Below are 15,939 nucleotides of genomic sequence, written 5' to 3' on the forward strand. Positions count from 1 at the left end.
TTGTTGGCTATTTTAATCTACTTAATTATAATTTTAGTGAATATTAAATTTATGTTTACCTTTTAATAGTCAACCACTTTATCATTCATATAATGGGGAAGATATGAAGCAATTAAACGGCGGGAATGCGTATCGTCCCACAGGGAAAGAAAAAAACCTGGAAGCTATTTTAAATATTCATCGGCACGTTATTCAAGACATTTCCCCTGTCACTATTACGGCCGGTAAAACACTGGATATCAAGATTGATAATCAATCCCACATCCTGTTAATCACTAAAGGCGCTATTAAAGTATGTCGGCGTATCGACAGCATTGTAATGGGCAGCGGTGTCTCACCAATGATTTTAGGCCTTGTAGATGCCTATGCTGACTTATACCAGTTAGAAGAGAATTCAGACGTCTTTTTTATCGCCGAAACCACCTGTGAATATTATCCTGTCCCAGTAAAAGATTTTGTGAAAATAGCCGATGAAAAGCATCTCTGGCGTGACATTTCGAACATCCTGATGTATCGCATTGCCTTCATGACTAACCGTGACAGAAACCTTATCGGGCAGGACGCCTATAGCCAGATAAAAGCGCTGTTACTTGAACTGTGGTCGTATCCTGAAAGCTCACGATTTGAGATCAACGCACAGAACTTCATACAGCAGAGAACCGGGCTTTCACGCAGCCGTATCATGCAGGTACTTTCAGAACTAAAAGCGGGGGACTATATAAAAATACTGCATGGAAGACTGTTAGAGCTTCGAAACCTGCCGGTTTCATTTTAAACAGACAAGCGTCGTATATTATTAGAAATAAAGCCATGTAGAGTTAAATAAATTCCCCCAGAAATAATAACCATTATCAAAAAAAAGATCTTGTTCTATAAATCCAGTCATCAATCGTACTTCTTTAGTAGTATTTTATTAAACTTTGTTACCGGGTCCGAAACTGGACTGCCGTTCAATATTGCATCAGAATTTCTATTGAGTTCATAGTTGTTATACGTAGAATAGCCGCCTGCTTATCTACAGAACAGAAAGAAGCGCATACAGAGTAAAATATAATATATTATTTTATATGGCTATCTTTATTTTCCAGCAAATAGAATCAGGCAACAATTAATATGTTTAATAAGAAAATTATCATCCTGGCAATGTTAACTGCCGTAGCATCCACACCGGTATTTGCCCAGAACACGATTACGTTCAATGGCAAAATTTACGATCAGGCGTGTACGGTTCAGGTTAATGGCTCCACGGATACCACCATTGATTTGGGTAATTACAGCAAAGAACGCATCGCGGAAAAAGGCGCCACCACCGATTACGTGCCGTTTACCGTAAGCCTGGTTAGCTGCCCGGAAGCAGGGACCGGCGTACCAACCCAGGCCATGTTCCGCTTCCACGGCGCAACAGATGATTCCAACCCAACGTACTTCAAAAACGCGGACGAAGGATCGGAAACGGGCGCCGCGGGTGTCGGTATTTCTATTCAGAACGCTTCGCATAGCGATGTGACAAATAACGCGGATGATGCCGCAGTGAACCTGCCAACCGACGGCTCGAATGCAAACTTTACCTATTACGCCGCCATGGCAAACGATGGTTCCGCAACCGTAACCGGTGGAGATGTTAGCACTCAGGTTACGTATACCGTTTCGTATCAGTAAGGCATTCTCATCCTGATGTGGACAGGCAGGACGCCAGTCCATAGTGTAAAACATCTGTACAGAGTAAAAAATGAAACACATAAAGAAATCCGTGTTGGTCGTATTACTGACAAGCCATGTTGCCCATGCCAGCATTGTTGTTGGCGGAACCCGACTGGTTTTCGACGGCAATAATGATGAGTCGTCAATCAATGTAGAGAATAAAGACAGTAAAGCGAATCTTGTTCAGTCATGGTTATCGGTTGCCGATCCCCAGGTCACAAATAAGCAGGCGTTTATTATCACCCCGCCTCTTTTTCGCCTTGATGCCGGGCAAAAGAACAGCATTCGGGTTATTCGCTCTGGCGCCCCCCTACCTGCAGATCGGGAGTCTATGTACTGGCTCAATATTAAGGGTATTCCTTCTATTGATGATAATGCCTCCGCGAACCGCGTGGAAATCTCCATTAATACCCAAATAAAGCTTATTTATCGACCACCAGCATTAACAAAATCGACGCCTGATAGCCAGAGCCAACAATTAAAATGGCAGACGGCAGGTGATGTTATTACCGTAAATAACCCCACCCCCTATTATATGAACTTTGCCAGTGTGATGCTTAACAGCCATGAAGTAAAATCAGCGACCTTCGTTCCGCCAAAATCATCAGCGTCATTTAAATTGAGTTCTACTGCCGCCCCTCATGGCACGGTAACGTGGCGATTAATCAGCGATTATGGGATGAGTTTAGAGCCGCATTCCGGTTCATTCTAGCCATTAACGACTTCACTTTACTTTTACCCTTTCAGGACTTTTACTGTGCAATTCTCCAGAGTAGAGCCCCGTTCTCAATTAGCGTTATCGTTTCTCTTTATATGCTGTTCCATAAAGCCAGCGTTAGCGCACGATCATTTTAATCCATTATCGTTGGAAAATGATGAACCGGGCGTGGAGAATGTCGATCTATCGGTTTTCGAAAAGGGGGGGCAGGCAGAAGGCACCTATAACGTTGATATTTATATTAATAACACCAGTGTTGAAACAAAAAATATTGCCTTTAAAAATAAAAAATCAGCAGATAATAAGCTCTCCCTACAGCCGTGTCTTAGCGTTGAACAACTCAAGCAGTGGGGCGTAAAAACAGAAAACTTCCCCGAGCTTAAAAATGACCCAAACGGGTGTACCGATCTTAGTCTGCTGGCTGGCGCTGTAGCAAAGTTCAATGTCATCGGTAACCGGCTGGATTTAGCGATCCCTCAAATCGCGTTGATCGCCGACCCGCGAGAATTCGTCCCTACCAGCGAATGGGATGAAGGCATTAATGCTTTTTTGCTGAACTACAGTTTTACCGGATCGCAGGATCACGATATTGATGAAAACCGGACGGAAAATAGCGAATACGCTAACCTGCGCCCAGGTATTAACATTGGCGCATGGCGTTTTCGTAACTACTCAACCTGGAATCATGATAGCGATGGGCAAAATAGCTGGGATTCTGCCTACACCTATGTTTCTCGCGATATCGAATTTTTAAAAGGACAGCTGATCGCCGGGGAAAATAACACGCCCGCGGACGTCTTTGACAGTATTTCATTTAAGGGCGTACAGATCTCTTCTGATGACGATATGTTGCCGGACAGTATGAAAGGGTTCGCCCCGGTCATTCGCGGGGTGGCCAAAAGCAGCGCGCAGGTGACCGTTGAGCAAAACGGTTATACCATCTACAAAACTAACGTTCCGGCGGGTCCATTCGCCATTAATGATCTTTATCCAACCGGCGGTTCGGGCGACCTGTACGTCACCATCAAAGAATCCGATGGTTCTGAACAGCATTTCATTGTGCCCTACGCCAGCGTTCCGGTCTTACAGCGTGAAGGCCACCTGAAATACGACCTGACGGTAGGCCGCACGCGTTCATCAGATACGCATTCCGCACAACAAAATTTCGCAGAACTGACGGCCTTATACGGATTAGCAGGCGGCATAACCGCCTATGGCGGAATAGAGAGTACGCTGAGCAATGATATTTATCATGCGGCGCTCATCGGGACAGGTTTAAACCTTGGCGATCTGGGCGCATTGTCTTTAGACGTCACCAACTCATGGTCAAAAATTAAAGCAGGCGATGTGGTTAGCGATACGCTTACCGGACAATCCTGGCGTATTCGTTACAGCAAAGATATTCAGTCAACAGGCACCAATTTCACTGTCGCCGGCTACCGTTATTCGACCAAAGATTACTACGCTCTTGAGGATGTGCTGGATACCTATAGCGATAATAGTCACTATGATCATGTTCGCAATCGCACCGACCTGTCGTTATCGCAAGACATTATCTACGGTTCCATTTCACTCACTTTATATAATGAAGATTACTGGAATGACACTCATACCACATCATTAGGTATTGGCTATAACAACACATGGCATAACGTAAGCTATGGCATTAACTATTCTTATACGCTGAACGCCGATAATTCTCAGGATGAAGACGACGATACGGAAGACAGTAATGACCAGCAAATTTCCATCAATATTAGTATTCCGTTAGATGCCTTTATGCCGTCAACGTATGCCACCTACAATATGAATTCCGCGAAAGACGGCGATACCACGCATACTGTCGGTTTAAACGGAACAGCGCTGGCACAGAAAAATCTCTCATGGAGCGTTCAGGAAGGTTATTCCTCTCAAGAGAAAGCCACCAGCGGTAATGTGAGCGCAACCTATAACGGGACGTATGCGGATATTAACGGCGGGTATAGCTACGATAATCATATGCGTCGCCTGAATTATGGCGTTCAGGGCGGCGTACTGCTACATCGAAATGGCCTGACATTATCACAACCTATGGACGACACCATCATATTGGTTAAAGCCCCTGGCGCAGCGGGTGTCCCCGTGAATAACGAAACGGGCGTGGACACCGATTTTCGGGGTTATGCCGTCGTGCCTTATGCTTCGCCTTATCATCGTAATGAAGTAACTTTAGATACGACAGGCATTAGAAAAAATATTGAGCTCATTGATACCAGTAAAACGCTGGTGCCTACCCGTGGCGCGGTGGTCAGGGCCGAATATAAAACCAATATTGGTTACAAGGCATTGATGGTATTAACCCGCATAAACAATTTGCCTGTTCCTTTTGGCGCGACCGTCTCGTCTTTAACAAAACCAGACAATCACAGCAGTTTTGTTGGTGATGCGGGACAAGCCTGGTTAACCGGACTGGAAAAACAAGGGCGGTTATTAGTGAAGTGGGGGCCAACAGCAGCAGACCAGTGTCAGGTCTCTTATCGTATACCGAGCTCCCCCTCCGCTTCTGGCGTAGAAATCTTACACGAGCAATGCCAGTGATTCTGGTGGGATAAAAGATGAATATGAACAGATTTGCTGCATTAGCCGCCCTGTTAACGTTCACGGGTCTGGCATTATGGTCGCCCTCGATCAGCGCGGCATACAATACCGCAGATGCCGTAGACATTAACGTTACGGGATTAATTTATGCCGATCCGTGTACCGTGACGGTCCCCGACACGCTCTCTCTTGGACAATATGCCCGGGCGGATATCGCTGTGGCCGGTGGCAATACCGCCACCATTCCTTTCACCATAAAAATGACGAATTGCCCGGCAACGACCACAAAAGCCGCGATTTCATTTAATGGCGTACCTTATCCCGATCCAAATTATGCTTCTGCGATTTACGCAAACAGCGCGGCCAATCCGGCGCAGGATTTAGGATTACAGCTTTTTAACCTGGACGGCAAAAGTCTGGTCAATCTGGCCAACAACGTCACTTACACGGTGGATATCAACAGTAATACCCATGAAGCCAATTTGCCTGTCGCCGCAAGGATGTATACCCCGTATGGAAAAGTCACGGCAGGGGATTTCACGTCCGTTGTGACGATCACTATCGCATGGCAATAACATCTTTCTATTTCACCTGGTATAAAAGCAGGAATTTTTCATGAGAAGGTTATATCTGGCGCTTATTCTGCTGTTCGCGTGTTCCGGTCATAGTTACGCCTCCTGTAAACGTTCCGGAAATGAAGGCGCGATCACTATCACCCCGCCGTCGCAGCTTGTGGTGGATAGCCACGCCTATACCGCAGGCGAAGTGTTGTGGCAATCGGGCTGGGTTTCCACCTCCGAAGTCACAATGGATGGCTGTAGTCGCGATTATAAGGTCGGTTTTTTATATGAACCCGGTAGCGCGCAGTCAAATACATCAGCGACAATCAATGCGAATGACGGGAACAACACGCCGGTATTTAGCACCGGGATTTCCGGCGTGGGCATTGCGATTAAAACCCAAACGAATGCTGGCCCTTACGATAATGTCATGCCAATCGATAATACCTACCATAATGGCGATGGCAATAAAACACACCATGCGATGGCTCCCGCCTACAATGTTGAACTGGTCGCCTTAGGCGGTCCGATCACCTCCGGTACCGCGACATTCCAAAGCCCACTGGCGCGCGTATCTTTTCGCGATAGCGCAACGGAAGACTCCGGCGGCGATATCCTGACCCATCTGTATTTGGGGAATACGCAATTGATTATGAAAGCGATGGGATGTCGGGTAGAAACACCTGCCATCACCGTTGATTTAGGCAGCGTCAATTTAGGCAGTTTCACTAATAGTCAAACCGCGGGCACAGGCGAGCAGGATATCTTATTGACCTGCGAACAAGGCACCGCTATTTCCGCATCGTTAAGCGCCCAACCGGCCAGCGGAAATAACCCTGATAATTCAGTCATCCAGTTGAGCAATGCGAGCGCGCCAACCAGCGCAACCGGCGTTGGCGTACAGTTGGGTATTCAGGCGCCGGACGCCGGTTTCTTTACCGACAGTTTGCCAATCAATCAAAAAATTGATCTCTTTACTCACACGATTACCACCAATGCCGATGGCAGCCAGACGGTTAACGGCGGAACCATGAATATGTCGACCACCCTGAAAATTAGCGCGCGCTACTATAAAACCGCCGCCACGGTAACGGCCGGGCAAGCGAATGCCACGGCAACATTAAATCTGACCTATAACTAACGGCATCACATTTTCTGGCGCTGCGCGGGAAAACGTTAACGCGCGCGCCCGTTAGATTTATTTCCACAAACGTAATTCGTCATCTTTTACTGGCGGTAATGACTTACGTTGCTGACAAGAGAGCGAATACCAGTCCAGATGGCGCGTCAGGAACATCACGCCGCCAAGCGCCAGTAGCAGAACGCCGGTACCCAGAAGCAACGAGCTATCTTCCGAACGCAGCAATCCCCACATTACGCCATCCAGCGCCAATAACGCTAACGTAAACAGCACGCTATTGCGCCATCCTTTCAGCACCGCCTGCAAATAAACGCTATTCATCAACGCGCCCACCAGGCTTGCGGCGATCCAGGCTGGCGCTCACTTCGCGCGGCGAGAATGGCTTGGCGACATAATCATCTGCGCCGATCTCCAGACCAAGCAATCGATCCACTTCATCGCTACGGGCTGTCAGGAAAAGAATCGGCAGCGCAGGATGGCGTTCCAGCAACTGCCGACACAGCTCAAAGCCGCTGATATCCGGTAGTCCCACATCGAGAATCACCGCATCTGGCCGTTGCTGACGCGCTTTTTCCAGCGCGGGCAGCCCGCGAGCGAATAGCTCAACGGTAAACCCTTCCAGTTGCAGGGTGTAGATAGCGTATCGGCGATTCCCTGTTCATCCTCGACTAACCAGACCTGCGGTTGCTGCATACGCTTTCCCTGTTATTGTCGCCACGGCATGACCGGCACCGCGCTGATGGCGTTCTTCGGCGACCCGTCGACCACTTTGTCGGAGTAGGCCAGATACGCCAGCGTGTTGCGTTTCTCATCATAGAAACGCACGACCTGCAATGACTTAAATATCAATGAGGTGCGTTTTTTGAAAACCACCTCTCCCTGCACCTTACCGTTCTTAATTTTGTCGCTCAGTTCAATAGGCCCGACCTGCTGGCAAGAGATGGCGGCGTCAGACGTATCTTCCGCCAGCCCTAATCCGCCTTTTATGCCGCCCGTTTTCGCCCGGCTAACATAGCACGTCACATTTTTGACATCAGGATCATCAAAAGCTTCCACCACGATTTTATGGTCAGGACCGAACATTTTAAATACCGTATCGACTGAACCAATTTGTTCCGCGCGGGCGCTCTGCCCCAGCAGCAACAAAATTGAGAAAAGTACTAAGCTCTTGTATTTCATATTGTTACCATTCATAAAAGTTACATTGCGTAATTATTAGACATTCTAAAATAAAATGGTTATAGATCACAGGATTAGAATAATTACGTGTCACGTTGCCTAAAAAAAGCACTTAAGCTCAAAAAAAACACTGAATGCTAAAAGAACAAAAAATGCTATTATCCTCTTACCTGATATCGGGTGCTCGTTGTTGAAAGGATGGGGATATTTTATGGATCAGGCTGGCATAATTCGCGACCTGTTAATCTGGCTGGAAGGTCATCTGGATCAGCCGCTGTCACTTGACAATGTGGCGGCAAAAGCAGGCTATTCCAAGTGGCACCTGCAGAGAATGTTTAAGGACGTGACGGGCCACGCCATTGGCGCTTACATCCGCGCCCGTCGTTTATCGAAATCAGCGGTGGCGCTGCGTTTGACCGCACGTCCAATTCTGGATATTGCTCTTCAGTACCGCTTCGATTCTCAGCAAACCTTTACGCGCGCCTTTAAGAAACAGTTTTCCCAGACGCCGGCGCTGTATCGTCGCTCCCCGGAATGGAGCGCCTTTGGCATTCGCCCGCCATTACGGCTGGGCGAGTTTACCGTGCCGGAACATCAGTTCGTTACGCTGGAAGATACGCCGCTCCTTGGCGTCACGCAGAGCTATTCCTGCTCGCTGGAACAGATTTCCGACTTCCGCCACGAAATGCGCGTGCAATTCTGGCATGATTTCCTCGGTCATTCGCCAACCATTCCGCCAGTGCTTTATGGGCTTAATGAAACGCGCCCCAGCATGGAGAAAGACGATGAGCAGGAAGTATTCTATACCACCGCACTGCCGCAAGAGCAGGCCGATGGCTATGTTCAGTCGGCGCATCCCGTGCTGTTGCAGGGCGGTGAATACGTCATGTTCACCTATGAAGGGTTAGGAACCGGCGTGCAGGATTTTATCCTGACCGTTTACGGCACCTGTATGCCAATGCTGAATCTGACCCGTCGTAAAGGACAGGATATAGAGCGATACTACCCGTCAGAAGATACCAAAACCGGCGATCGCCCTATCAACCTGCGCTGCGAATTTCTGATCCCGATTCGCCGTTAACGCTGTAGTTCATCCAACGCAGGGGCGTCCAGATGCGAAACGTCCCCTGCGGTTTCTACCACCCACCCAGACGCCAGCCACTGACTTTCCTGGTAATCGATGCGGGAAATAGAGCAGTTGCGCAAACGTAACCGGCGTTCCGCCCAGGCGGGTAGTCCCAGTATAGTACTGACCAGACAGCCCAACGCGATACCGTGACTGACCAATAAAGGTCGGCTGCCCTGCGGTAGCTCCAGACAGGACGCCAGCGCGGCATGAACGCGATCGCTCAACTCCTGCATCGATTCCCCGCCGGGAATGCGGCCATCCTGCGTGCCGTTGACCAACTGACGACGCCAGCCCTCTTCTTCTTCCGTCAGCGAATCGATCTGGCGCTTTTCCAGCACGCCCATATCCAGCTCGCGCAGGCGGGAGTCAAAGGTGATATCACACCCGCACGCCTGGGCGATAATCTCCGCCGTGCGTTTTGTGCGGCCTAAATCGCTGCTGATGATATGGGTGATGCCGAGACTGCGGGCGCGTTCTCCTACCTGCATGGCCTGCTGCTCGCCTTTTGCTGTCAGGGGACTGTCCGATTGGCCCTGAATACGTCGCTCGGCGTTCCACTGCGTTTCACCGTGGCGAACAAGGTATACCTGTAACATGTTTTTTTTCCGTTATACTGCGATAAATTTTTAAAACTGAGCTTAATTATGCACCAGGTTATCTCTGCGACCACCAATCCTGCCAAAATTCAGGCAATTCTACAGGCATTTGAAGAGATTTTCGGCGAAGGATCGTGCCATATTACGCCCGTCGCCGTCGAGAGCGGCGTACCGGAGCAGCCCTTCGGAAGCGAGGAAACGCGTGCTGGCGCACGAAATCGCGTGGGTAATGCGCGACGCCTGCATCCACAAGCTGATTTCTGGGTAGCCATTGAAGCTGGAATTGACGATGACGCCACCTTCAGTTGGGTGGTGATTGATAACGGCGTTCAGCGCGGTGAAGCGCGATCGGCCACGCTGCCGTTGCCCGCCGTCATTCTCGACAGAGTCCGCCAGGGGGAAGCGCTTGGCCCAGTGATGTCGCAGTACACAGGTATTGACGAGATTGGTCGCAAAGAGGGCGCCATTGGCGTATTTACCGCCGGAAAATTAACGCGCTCCAGCGTTTACTACCAGGCGGTGATCCTGGCGCTCAGCCCGTTTCATAACGCGGTGTATCGATAATTATTTGCGCTATGTTGTAGGCCTGATAAGCACAGCGCCATCAGGCATTTCGCGGCGATGTTGCCGGATGGCCGCTTCGCCTTATCCGGCCTACGAGCAAATCAGGCGTTTTTCAGCAGTACATTCTCAAGCCAATGACGCAGTTCAACCGGCGCGGATTTCAGGCTGTTTGACCCGCGCGTGATGGTGGCGATGCCCGCCCCCAGCTCGGTTTTCAACTCGCGCTGGCTCATTTCGCCACGCAGCAACTCCTCAATAATGCGCACGCGCGTTCCCAGCGCTTCACGCTCGTCCGGCGTAAGCATCAGTTGTAATAAAGGCAGATGCAGATCCTCTGCATATGCCTGACGGAGTAACTCCACAAAACGAAGCCACTCCTGATTACGTTGTTCGGCGATAGCCGATGAATAAGGGGAATGCTGGGTCATGTTATACCGCCGTTTGTACTGTTACACGAGTACAAATGATAACATAACCCGTCTGCATTAATACCGTCGCTGCCACTCAGAGTCGCTCATTAAGGCCTCTTTCTGCCCCATAAAGTGGCGATAGTAAGCGTCATAGGCCAGAACGTTTTTCACGTAGCCGCGCGTTTCCGAAAAGGGAATGCTTTCGACAAACGCTACGGCATCGATACGCCCGGCGCTATTGCCAAGCCAGGTGCGCACGCGCCCCGGCCCGGCGTTATACGCCGCCGAGGCGAAAATACGGTTATTACCAAACTGCTGATAGACATACTGCAAATAGCTGGTGCCAATGTTGATGTTGGTCTCCGGCTCCAGCAGTTGGCCGGGGCCGCGGTAGTCCGGAATCGAAAACATTTTCACCGTATGGGTGGCCGTTCCCGGCATAATCTGCATTAAGCCGCTGGCCCCTACCGGCGATTTTACTTTCGGGTTCCAGGCGCTCTCCTGGCGGGCAATCGCCATGGCATAGCTTTGTGAGATATCTTTTCCGCGGGTATAGCGGGTAAAAAGATCGTTATACGCCAGCGGGAAACGCTCCTCCAGATGATCCCACAGTTTTCCGGCGATCGTCGCCTGTACGCTCAGATCCCACCAGTGCTGGTTAAACGCATAGCGCGCCAGCTGCGCCTGTTCAGATTTACTACGGCTTTTTACCAGATTCGCCCATTCGCTGCGCGCCGTGTTATCCAGGTTCCAGTACATCAGCTCCCGTACACGCGCCATCTCCGGCCCCTGCGTCAACGCGCTGTTTACGTTGGCGGGCGCTTTATCGATTTTAAGCGTGTACTCTTCGCCTAAACGCTGCGCCGCGACCATCGGATAAAAACCGCGCTTCTGCATTAAAGCATGAAGGATCTCTTTCGCTTCGGCGTCACGACCGCGCTCCAGCAATAAATCCGCCTGCCAGTAACGCCACTCGTCTTTCTCTTTCGCCTCCATTGGCAGTCGGGCAAGCCAGGTATTGAGACCGCGACGATCGCCCATCCCCAGCGCCATACGCACGCGCCGCTCGATAAGCGACGTCGATTGCGAGCGCATAATCGCGTCATCGCGCCATTTCGCCTGCGCATCGGTCACATCGTTGCCCATCAGTCGCCAGGCAACGATATCGCGCAGCGCCTGCGTTTGTTCCTCATTAAGTTTCTGCGCCTGTACCAGCGAGGGGATCATCAGACGCGCATTTTCCGCGTCCTGGCGGGCGACGCTGGCAAACGCGACTTCCGCCATCTGGCGGGTAAAATCGGTGGCGCCGGTGGTGCGTGCGAAGGTCAACACGTTATTAGGATCATTAGCGAGGGTAATGATCGCTGAGGCGATCGTTTGATATTCCGCCGGCATCTGTCCGGCCAGCACCGTAACCAACCCCGTATTCCCGGCTTTCATCGCCAGCCGAATACGTTCCAGATACGCCAGCGGGTCTTGCTTGCCGGAGGCCCGCCAGACGCTGAACAGTTTATCGCAGGCATTCGGCTGACTTTTGCCGGTCAGCCAAAGGTCTTTCGCGCCCTGCCAGGCCGCTTCCGTTTGCCCGGTACTCCATTTCGCGTAGTAATAGTTACATTGCGCTTCCGTGGTGCCGGGTTTCTCCGGGCTAAACGCCAGCAAGCCGCGCCAGTCTTCACGACGCGCCAGCTCATTGACGAAGCGTGATTGCAGCGTACGCGCAGGCGGAAGCGTAGGATTGGCGCGCACAAACTGCGTGACAGCAATCGCCGGTTGGTTCATCAAATCGTCGGTGATCTTACGGTATTCCAGATACGGGTAGAGCGGATAATCTTTCAGACCCGGCATCATCTGCTCTACCACATCCATCTGGCGGTTGTCCCAGGCCTGCTTAATCTGCGCATAGCGGTTACGCTGCTCTTCCAGTGAGTCGGCCCGCGCGAGGTGACAAAAGGTCAGCAGGCATACGCTGGCGGCGACGAGACGCCAGACAAATGGTTTGGCTCTATCCACAAGCTCTTCCTCAATTGTTATCCAATGCAGCATCATGCCGCGTAATGAATTTATGCTAACCAGTCATAGCCATTTGCGCCACGTTACGGACACTTTTTTACTTTTATTGCGAGTGCGATCTGCTGGCTGGGCTTAGGCAGGGAAAAAGGCTACACTTCGCCTTTGACATCTATTCACCATCACGATAAACATAGAGGCGAAGTCCAACGTGGCTCAATTCGTTTATACCATGCATCGTGTCGGCAAAGTGGTTCCGCCGAAACGTCATATTCTGAAAAACATCTCGCTGAGCTTCTTCCCTGGCGCCAAAATCGGCGTGCTGGGCCTTAACGGCGCCGGTAAGTCTACCCTGCTGCGCATCATGGCGGGTCTCGATAAAGATATCGAGGGCGAAGCGCGCCCGCAGCCCGGCATTAAGATTGGCTACCTGCCGCAGGAACCTCAGCTAAACCCGGAACACACGGTACGCGAGTCGATTGAAGAGGCCGTTTCGGAAGTAGTTAACGCCCTCAAACGTCTGGATGAAGTGTACGCGCTGTACGCCGATCCGGATGCCGACTTCGACAAACTGGCGGCAGAACAGGGCCGGCTTGAAGAGATTATCCAGGCGCACGACGGTCATAACCTGAACGTGCAGCTTGAGCGTGCTGCTGACGCCCTGCGTCTGCCGGACTGGGATGCCAAAGTCGAAAAACTGTCCGGCGGCGAGCGCCGTCGCGTGGCGCTGTGCCGTCTGTTGCTGGAAAAGCCGGACATGCTGCTGCTCGACGAACCCACCAACCACCTGGATGCCGAGTCTGTTGCGTGGCTGGAACGTTTCCTGCACGACTTCGAAGGCACCGTCGTGGCGATTACCCACGACCGTTACTTCCTCGATAACGTTGCCGGTTGGATTCTGGAACTTGACCGCGGCGAAGGTATTCCGTGGGAAGGCAACTACTCCTCCTGGCTGGAACAGAAAGATCAGCGTCTGGCGCAGGAAGCGTCTGCCGAAGCGGCGCGCCGTAAATCCATTGAGAAAGAGCTGGAGTGGGTGCGTCAGGGCGCGAAAGGCCGTCAGTCGAAAGGTAAGGCGCGTCTGGCTCGCTTTGAAGAACTGAACAGCGTTGAGTATCAGAAACGTAACGAAACCAACGAACTGTTTATTCCACCAGGACCGCGTCTGGGCGACAAAGTCATTGAAGTCAGCAACCTGCGTAAATCCTACGGCGACCGCGTACTGATCGACGACCTGAGCTTCTCGGTGCCGAAAGGCGCTATCGTCGGGATCATCGGGCCAAACGGCGCGGGTAAATCGACCCTGTTCCGCATGATGTCCGGTCAGGAGCAGCCTGATAGCGGCACCATTACGCTGGGTGAAACCGTCAAGCTGGCCTCGGTCGATCAGTTCCGCGACGCGATGGACAACAGCAAAACCGTCTGGGAAGAAGTGTCCGGCGGGCTGGATATCATGAAGATCGGCAACACTGAAATGCCAAGCCGCGCCTATGTAGGCCGCTTCAACTTCAAAGGCGTCGATCAGGGCAAACGCGTTGGCGAACTGTCCGGCGGTGAGCGCGGTCGTTTGCATCTGGCGAAGCTGCTGCAGGTGGGCGGTAACGTCCTGCTGCTCGACGAACCGACGAACGACCTGGATATCGAAACCCTGCGCGCGCTGGAAAACGCCCTGCTGGAGTTCCCTGGCTGCGCGATGGTTATCTCGCACGACCGTTGGTTCCTTGACCGTATCGCCACCCACATTCTGGATTATCAGGATGAAGGTAAGGTGGAATTCTTCGAAGGTAACTTTACCGAATACGAAGAGTACAAGAAACGCACGCTGGGCGCCGAGGCGCTGGAGCCGAAGCGTATCAAGTACAAGCGTATTGCCAAATAAATGTCTGAATGCCGGGTGGCGCTTGCGCTTACCCGGCCTACAAACCCAGCGATTCCAATACGTTGTGAAACTGTAGGCCTGATAAGACGCGGTAAGCGTCGCATCAGGCATTGGTTCTTATCCCTGCTCGCCCATCATCTCTTTCACCAGTTCCACACAGCGCAAAAAGCGGCCATCGTAATCAGCCTCTTTAACGTGAACGAACTCAATGTTGTTTTCTTTCAGCATCTCGACCAATAGGCTCTGGAACGCTTTGCGATCCACTGAACTGCCCAGGCTTCGCAGTCCGTCAGCTATCCACGGCGTATTATTCTCCAGCAAAATCACCAGGTCGAAGCGATACTCGTCGATCAGCGCCTGGACAAAGGGATGCTCGCGCCCTTCGTATTTTTTGCAAAATGCCTGGGTGGTGACGAAATCGGTATCGATAAACGCCACTTTATTCGCATATTTCACTGCAAAATCAATATATTGTGCATGGCCCAGCGCAATTTTATCGTAGTCGGAATACTGTAACGCCATCTCATCGCCGCCCAGATGCGAAAAGACATAGTCGCGGCCATATTCCCAGGCGCTGGTGGTATTAAAAATATTGGCGAGCTTATTGACCAGCGTAGACTTGCCGCTTGATTCCCCGCCCAGTATAGCGACGGTACGCACGAAAAACGGCTTCACTTCGGTAGGAATATATTCCCAGTAACGAAACGGATTTTCGCGGATTTGCGCCCCGCTGATATTCATAAACGTGCGTTCAGGATCGACCAGCACCGTCTCAATCCCTAAATGCTCCAGGTACTGCGGCGCATCAGCCTCTTCGGAAGTGTAGATCCGGCTCGGCTGTATTCCCTTCTCTGCCATAAACGCTTTAATGCCGTTGCTCCAGACGTCCCAGCCATGCGGATAAGGCTCCATCCCCTCTTCATTAAAGGCGTGAATGCGAATATTTTTTTGGTATTTGAAGGTTTGCAATAACCAGCGCAGGCGATCCGACACGGTGGGCTGCTGCGACATGGCGCTATCCTCAAACAGCCCGCGGTCGCGCGTATCGTCATATCCCATAATGATGTGCAACTCATCCACCTGGCTACAGGCGCGCTGGATCAAGTAGATGTGTCCGGTATGCAATGGATAAAATTTACCGAACACCACGCCAATGTTTTTCTGTCGGCGGGGAAACTCCAGCCCGAGAAAACGGTGTAGCGCCTCCAGTTTTTGCGCGCTGGGGCTTTTGATTTTGGCGTTAAGTAACTGACTCAGATACCCCTTGGTCATACCGCTGGCGTCAGCCACCTGTTGCAGAGTGCAACCTTGCTGCTTAATCGCGGTTTTGAGATAGTCGAACGATGACACAAGAGCCTCCTGCTGGAAAAATCGCATAACACTGCCTGACGGCGCTTCGCTTATCAGGCCTACAACATCAATCCGTATCAATCCGTAGGCCGGATAAGACGCATTGCATCGCCATCCGGCAAATT

The 15,939-nt window shown here is 51.2% G+C and carries 14 protein-coding genes and 2 pseudogenes; 9 read left to right on the forward strand and 7 right to left on the reverse strand.

The genetic code is table 11. From position 1 onward, the window contains the following. Positions 1-103 precede the first annotated feature (103 nt). The 6 genes from ACLD4K_RS07340 (at position 104) to sthE (ending at position 6,697) form a co-directional block, all read left to right on the forward strand. The gene (locus tag ACLD4K_RS07340; protein ID WP_080198011.1) at positions 104-775 is read left to right on the forward strand and encodes a winged helix-turn-helix transcriptional regulator; all 672 of its coding nucleotides are present in this window, start codon (positions 104-106) and stop codon (positions 773-775) included. Between the two features lie 338 nt (positions 776-1,113). Next, entirely contained in the window at positions 1,114-1,659 is a 546-nt protein-coding gene (locus ACLD4K_RS07345; protein ID WP_183059821.1) for a fimbrial protein, read from the forward strand. Positions 1,660-1,729: 70 nt separating this feature from the next. Then, positions 1,730-2,413, forward strand: coding sequence for a fimbrial biogenesis chaperone SthA (gene sthA, locus ACLD4K_RS07350; protein ID WP_183059822.1), 684 nt, complete (start codon positions 1,730-1,732; stop codon positions 2,411-2,413). Between the two features lie 45 nt (positions 2,414-2,458). Further along, entirely contained in the window at positions 2,459-4,996 is a 2,538-nt protein-coding gene (locus ACLD4K_RS07355; RefSeq protein WP_411011620.1) for a fimbrial outer membrane usher protein, read from the forward strand. Positions 4,997-5,013: 17 nt separating this feature from the next. Further along, positions 5,014-5,571 (forward strand): fimbrial protein, encoded by a 558-nt coding sequence (locus ACLD4K_RS07360; protein WP_001056984.1) that lies wholly within the window; start codon positions 5,014-5,016, stop codon positions 5,569-5,571. A 40-nt stretch (positions 5,572-5,611) separates the two neighbouring features. Beyond that, positions 5,612-6,697 carry a fimbrial major subunit SthE gene (gene sthE / locus ACLD4K_RS07365; protein ID WP_411011621.1) on the forward strand — a complete coding sequence of 362 codons (1,086 nt, stop codon included), beginning with the start codon at positions 5,612-5,614 and terminating at the stop codon, positions 6,695-6,697. A gap of 57 nt (positions 6,698-6,754) precedes the next feature. On the opposite strand, the pseudogene ACLD4K_RS07370 reads toward sthE, so the two are convergent. The 3 genes and pseudogenes from ACLD4K_RS07370 to creA form a co-directional block, all read right to left on the reverse strand. Then, positions 6,755-7,054: pseudogene (locus tag ACLD4K_RS07370) on the reverse strand (inner membrane CreD family protein); the annotation flags it as partial. Beyond that, a pseudogene (locus ACLD4K_RS07375) lies at positions 7,053-7,390 on the reverse strand (response regulator); the annotation flags it as partial. The pseudogenes ACLD4K_RS07370 and ACLD4K_RS07375, both read right to left, overlap by 2 nt. A gap of 12 nt (positions 7,391-7,402) precedes the next feature. Beyond that, positions 7,403-7,876, reverse strand: a complete 474-nt coding sequence (creA, locus tag ACLD4K_RS07380; protein WP_183059824.1) for a protein CreA — start codon at positions 7,874-7,876, stop codon at positions 7,403-7,405. 211 nt (positions 7,877-8,087) lie between these two features. Here creA and robA point away from each other — a divergent pair, with 211 nt between their 5' ends. Then, positions 8,088-8,957 carry an MDR efflux pump AcrAB transcriptional activator RobA gene (gene robA / locus ACLD4K_RS07385; RefSeq protein ID WP_000371679.1) on the forward strand — a complete coding sequence of 290 codons (870 nt, stop codon included), beginning with the start codon at positions 8,088-8,090 and terminating at the stop codon, positions 8,955-8,957. Here robA and gpmB read toward each other — a convergent pair. Further along, the gene (gene gpmB, locus ACLD4K_RS07390) at positions 8,954-9,601 is read right to left on the reverse strand and encodes a 2,3-diphosphoglycerate-dependent phosphoglycerate mutase GpmB (protein ID WP_000942363.1); all 648 of its coding nucleotides are present in this window, start codon (positions 9,599-9,601) and stop codon (positions 8,954-8,956) included. The genes robA and gpmB overlap by 4 nt on opposite strands. 48 nt (positions 9,602-9,649) lie before the next feature. Between gpmB and yjjX the strand changes: the two genes are divergently transcribed. Beyond that, positions 9,650-10,165, forward strand: coding sequence for an inosine/xanthosine triphosphatase (gene yjjX / locus ACLD4K_RS07395; protein WP_000554315.1), 516 nt, complete (start codon positions 9,650-9,652; stop codon positions 10,163-10,165). Positions 10,166-10,266: 101 nt separating this feature from the next. On the opposite strand, the gene trpR is transcribed toward yjjX, so the two are convergent. Together trpR and sltY are read right to left on the reverse strand one after the other, a co-directional pair. After that, a complete protein-coding gene (gene trpR / locus ACLD4K_RS07400) occupies positions 10,267-10,593 on the reverse strand; it encodes a trp operon repressor (protein WP_000192003.1) in 327 nt (108 codons plus the stop codon). A gap of 57 nt (positions 10,594-10,650) precedes the next feature. Continuing rightward, positions 10,651-12,588, reverse strand: a complete 1,938-nt coding sequence (gene sltY / locus ACLD4K_RS07405; RefSeq protein WP_000373272.1) for a murein transglycosylase — start codon at positions 12,586-12,588, stop codon at positions 10,651-10,653. 208 nt (positions 12,589-12,796) lie between these two features. Between sltY and ettA the strand changes: the two genes are divergently transcribed. Continuing rightward, positions 12,797-14,464: an energy-dependent translational throttle protein EttA gene (gene ettA, locus ACLD4K_RS07410; protein ID WP_000046770.1), complete on the forward strand. Its 1,668-nt coding sequence runs from the start codon at positions 12,797-12,799 to the stop codon at positions 14,462-14,464. A gap of 117 nt (positions 14,465-14,581) precedes the next feature. On the opposite strand, the gene nadR is transcribed toward ettA, so the two are convergent. Next, complete coding sequence (nadR, locus tag ACLD4K_RS07415) at positions 14,582-15,814, reverse strand: multifunctional transcriptional regulator/nicotinamide-nucleotide adenylyltransferase/ribosylnicotinamide kinase NadR (protein WP_411011622.1); 1,233 nt, start codon at positions 15,812-15,814, stop codon at positions 14,582-14,584. Positions 15,815-15,939: the final 125 nt, after the last annotated feature.

It is taken from the genome of Salmonella sp. 741265055_HSA, from assembly GCF_046569525.1.
In the GTDB taxonomy this organism is placed as follows: Bacteria; Pseudomonadota; Gammaproteobacteria; order Enterobacterales; family Enterobacteriaceae; genus Salmonella; species Salmonella enterica.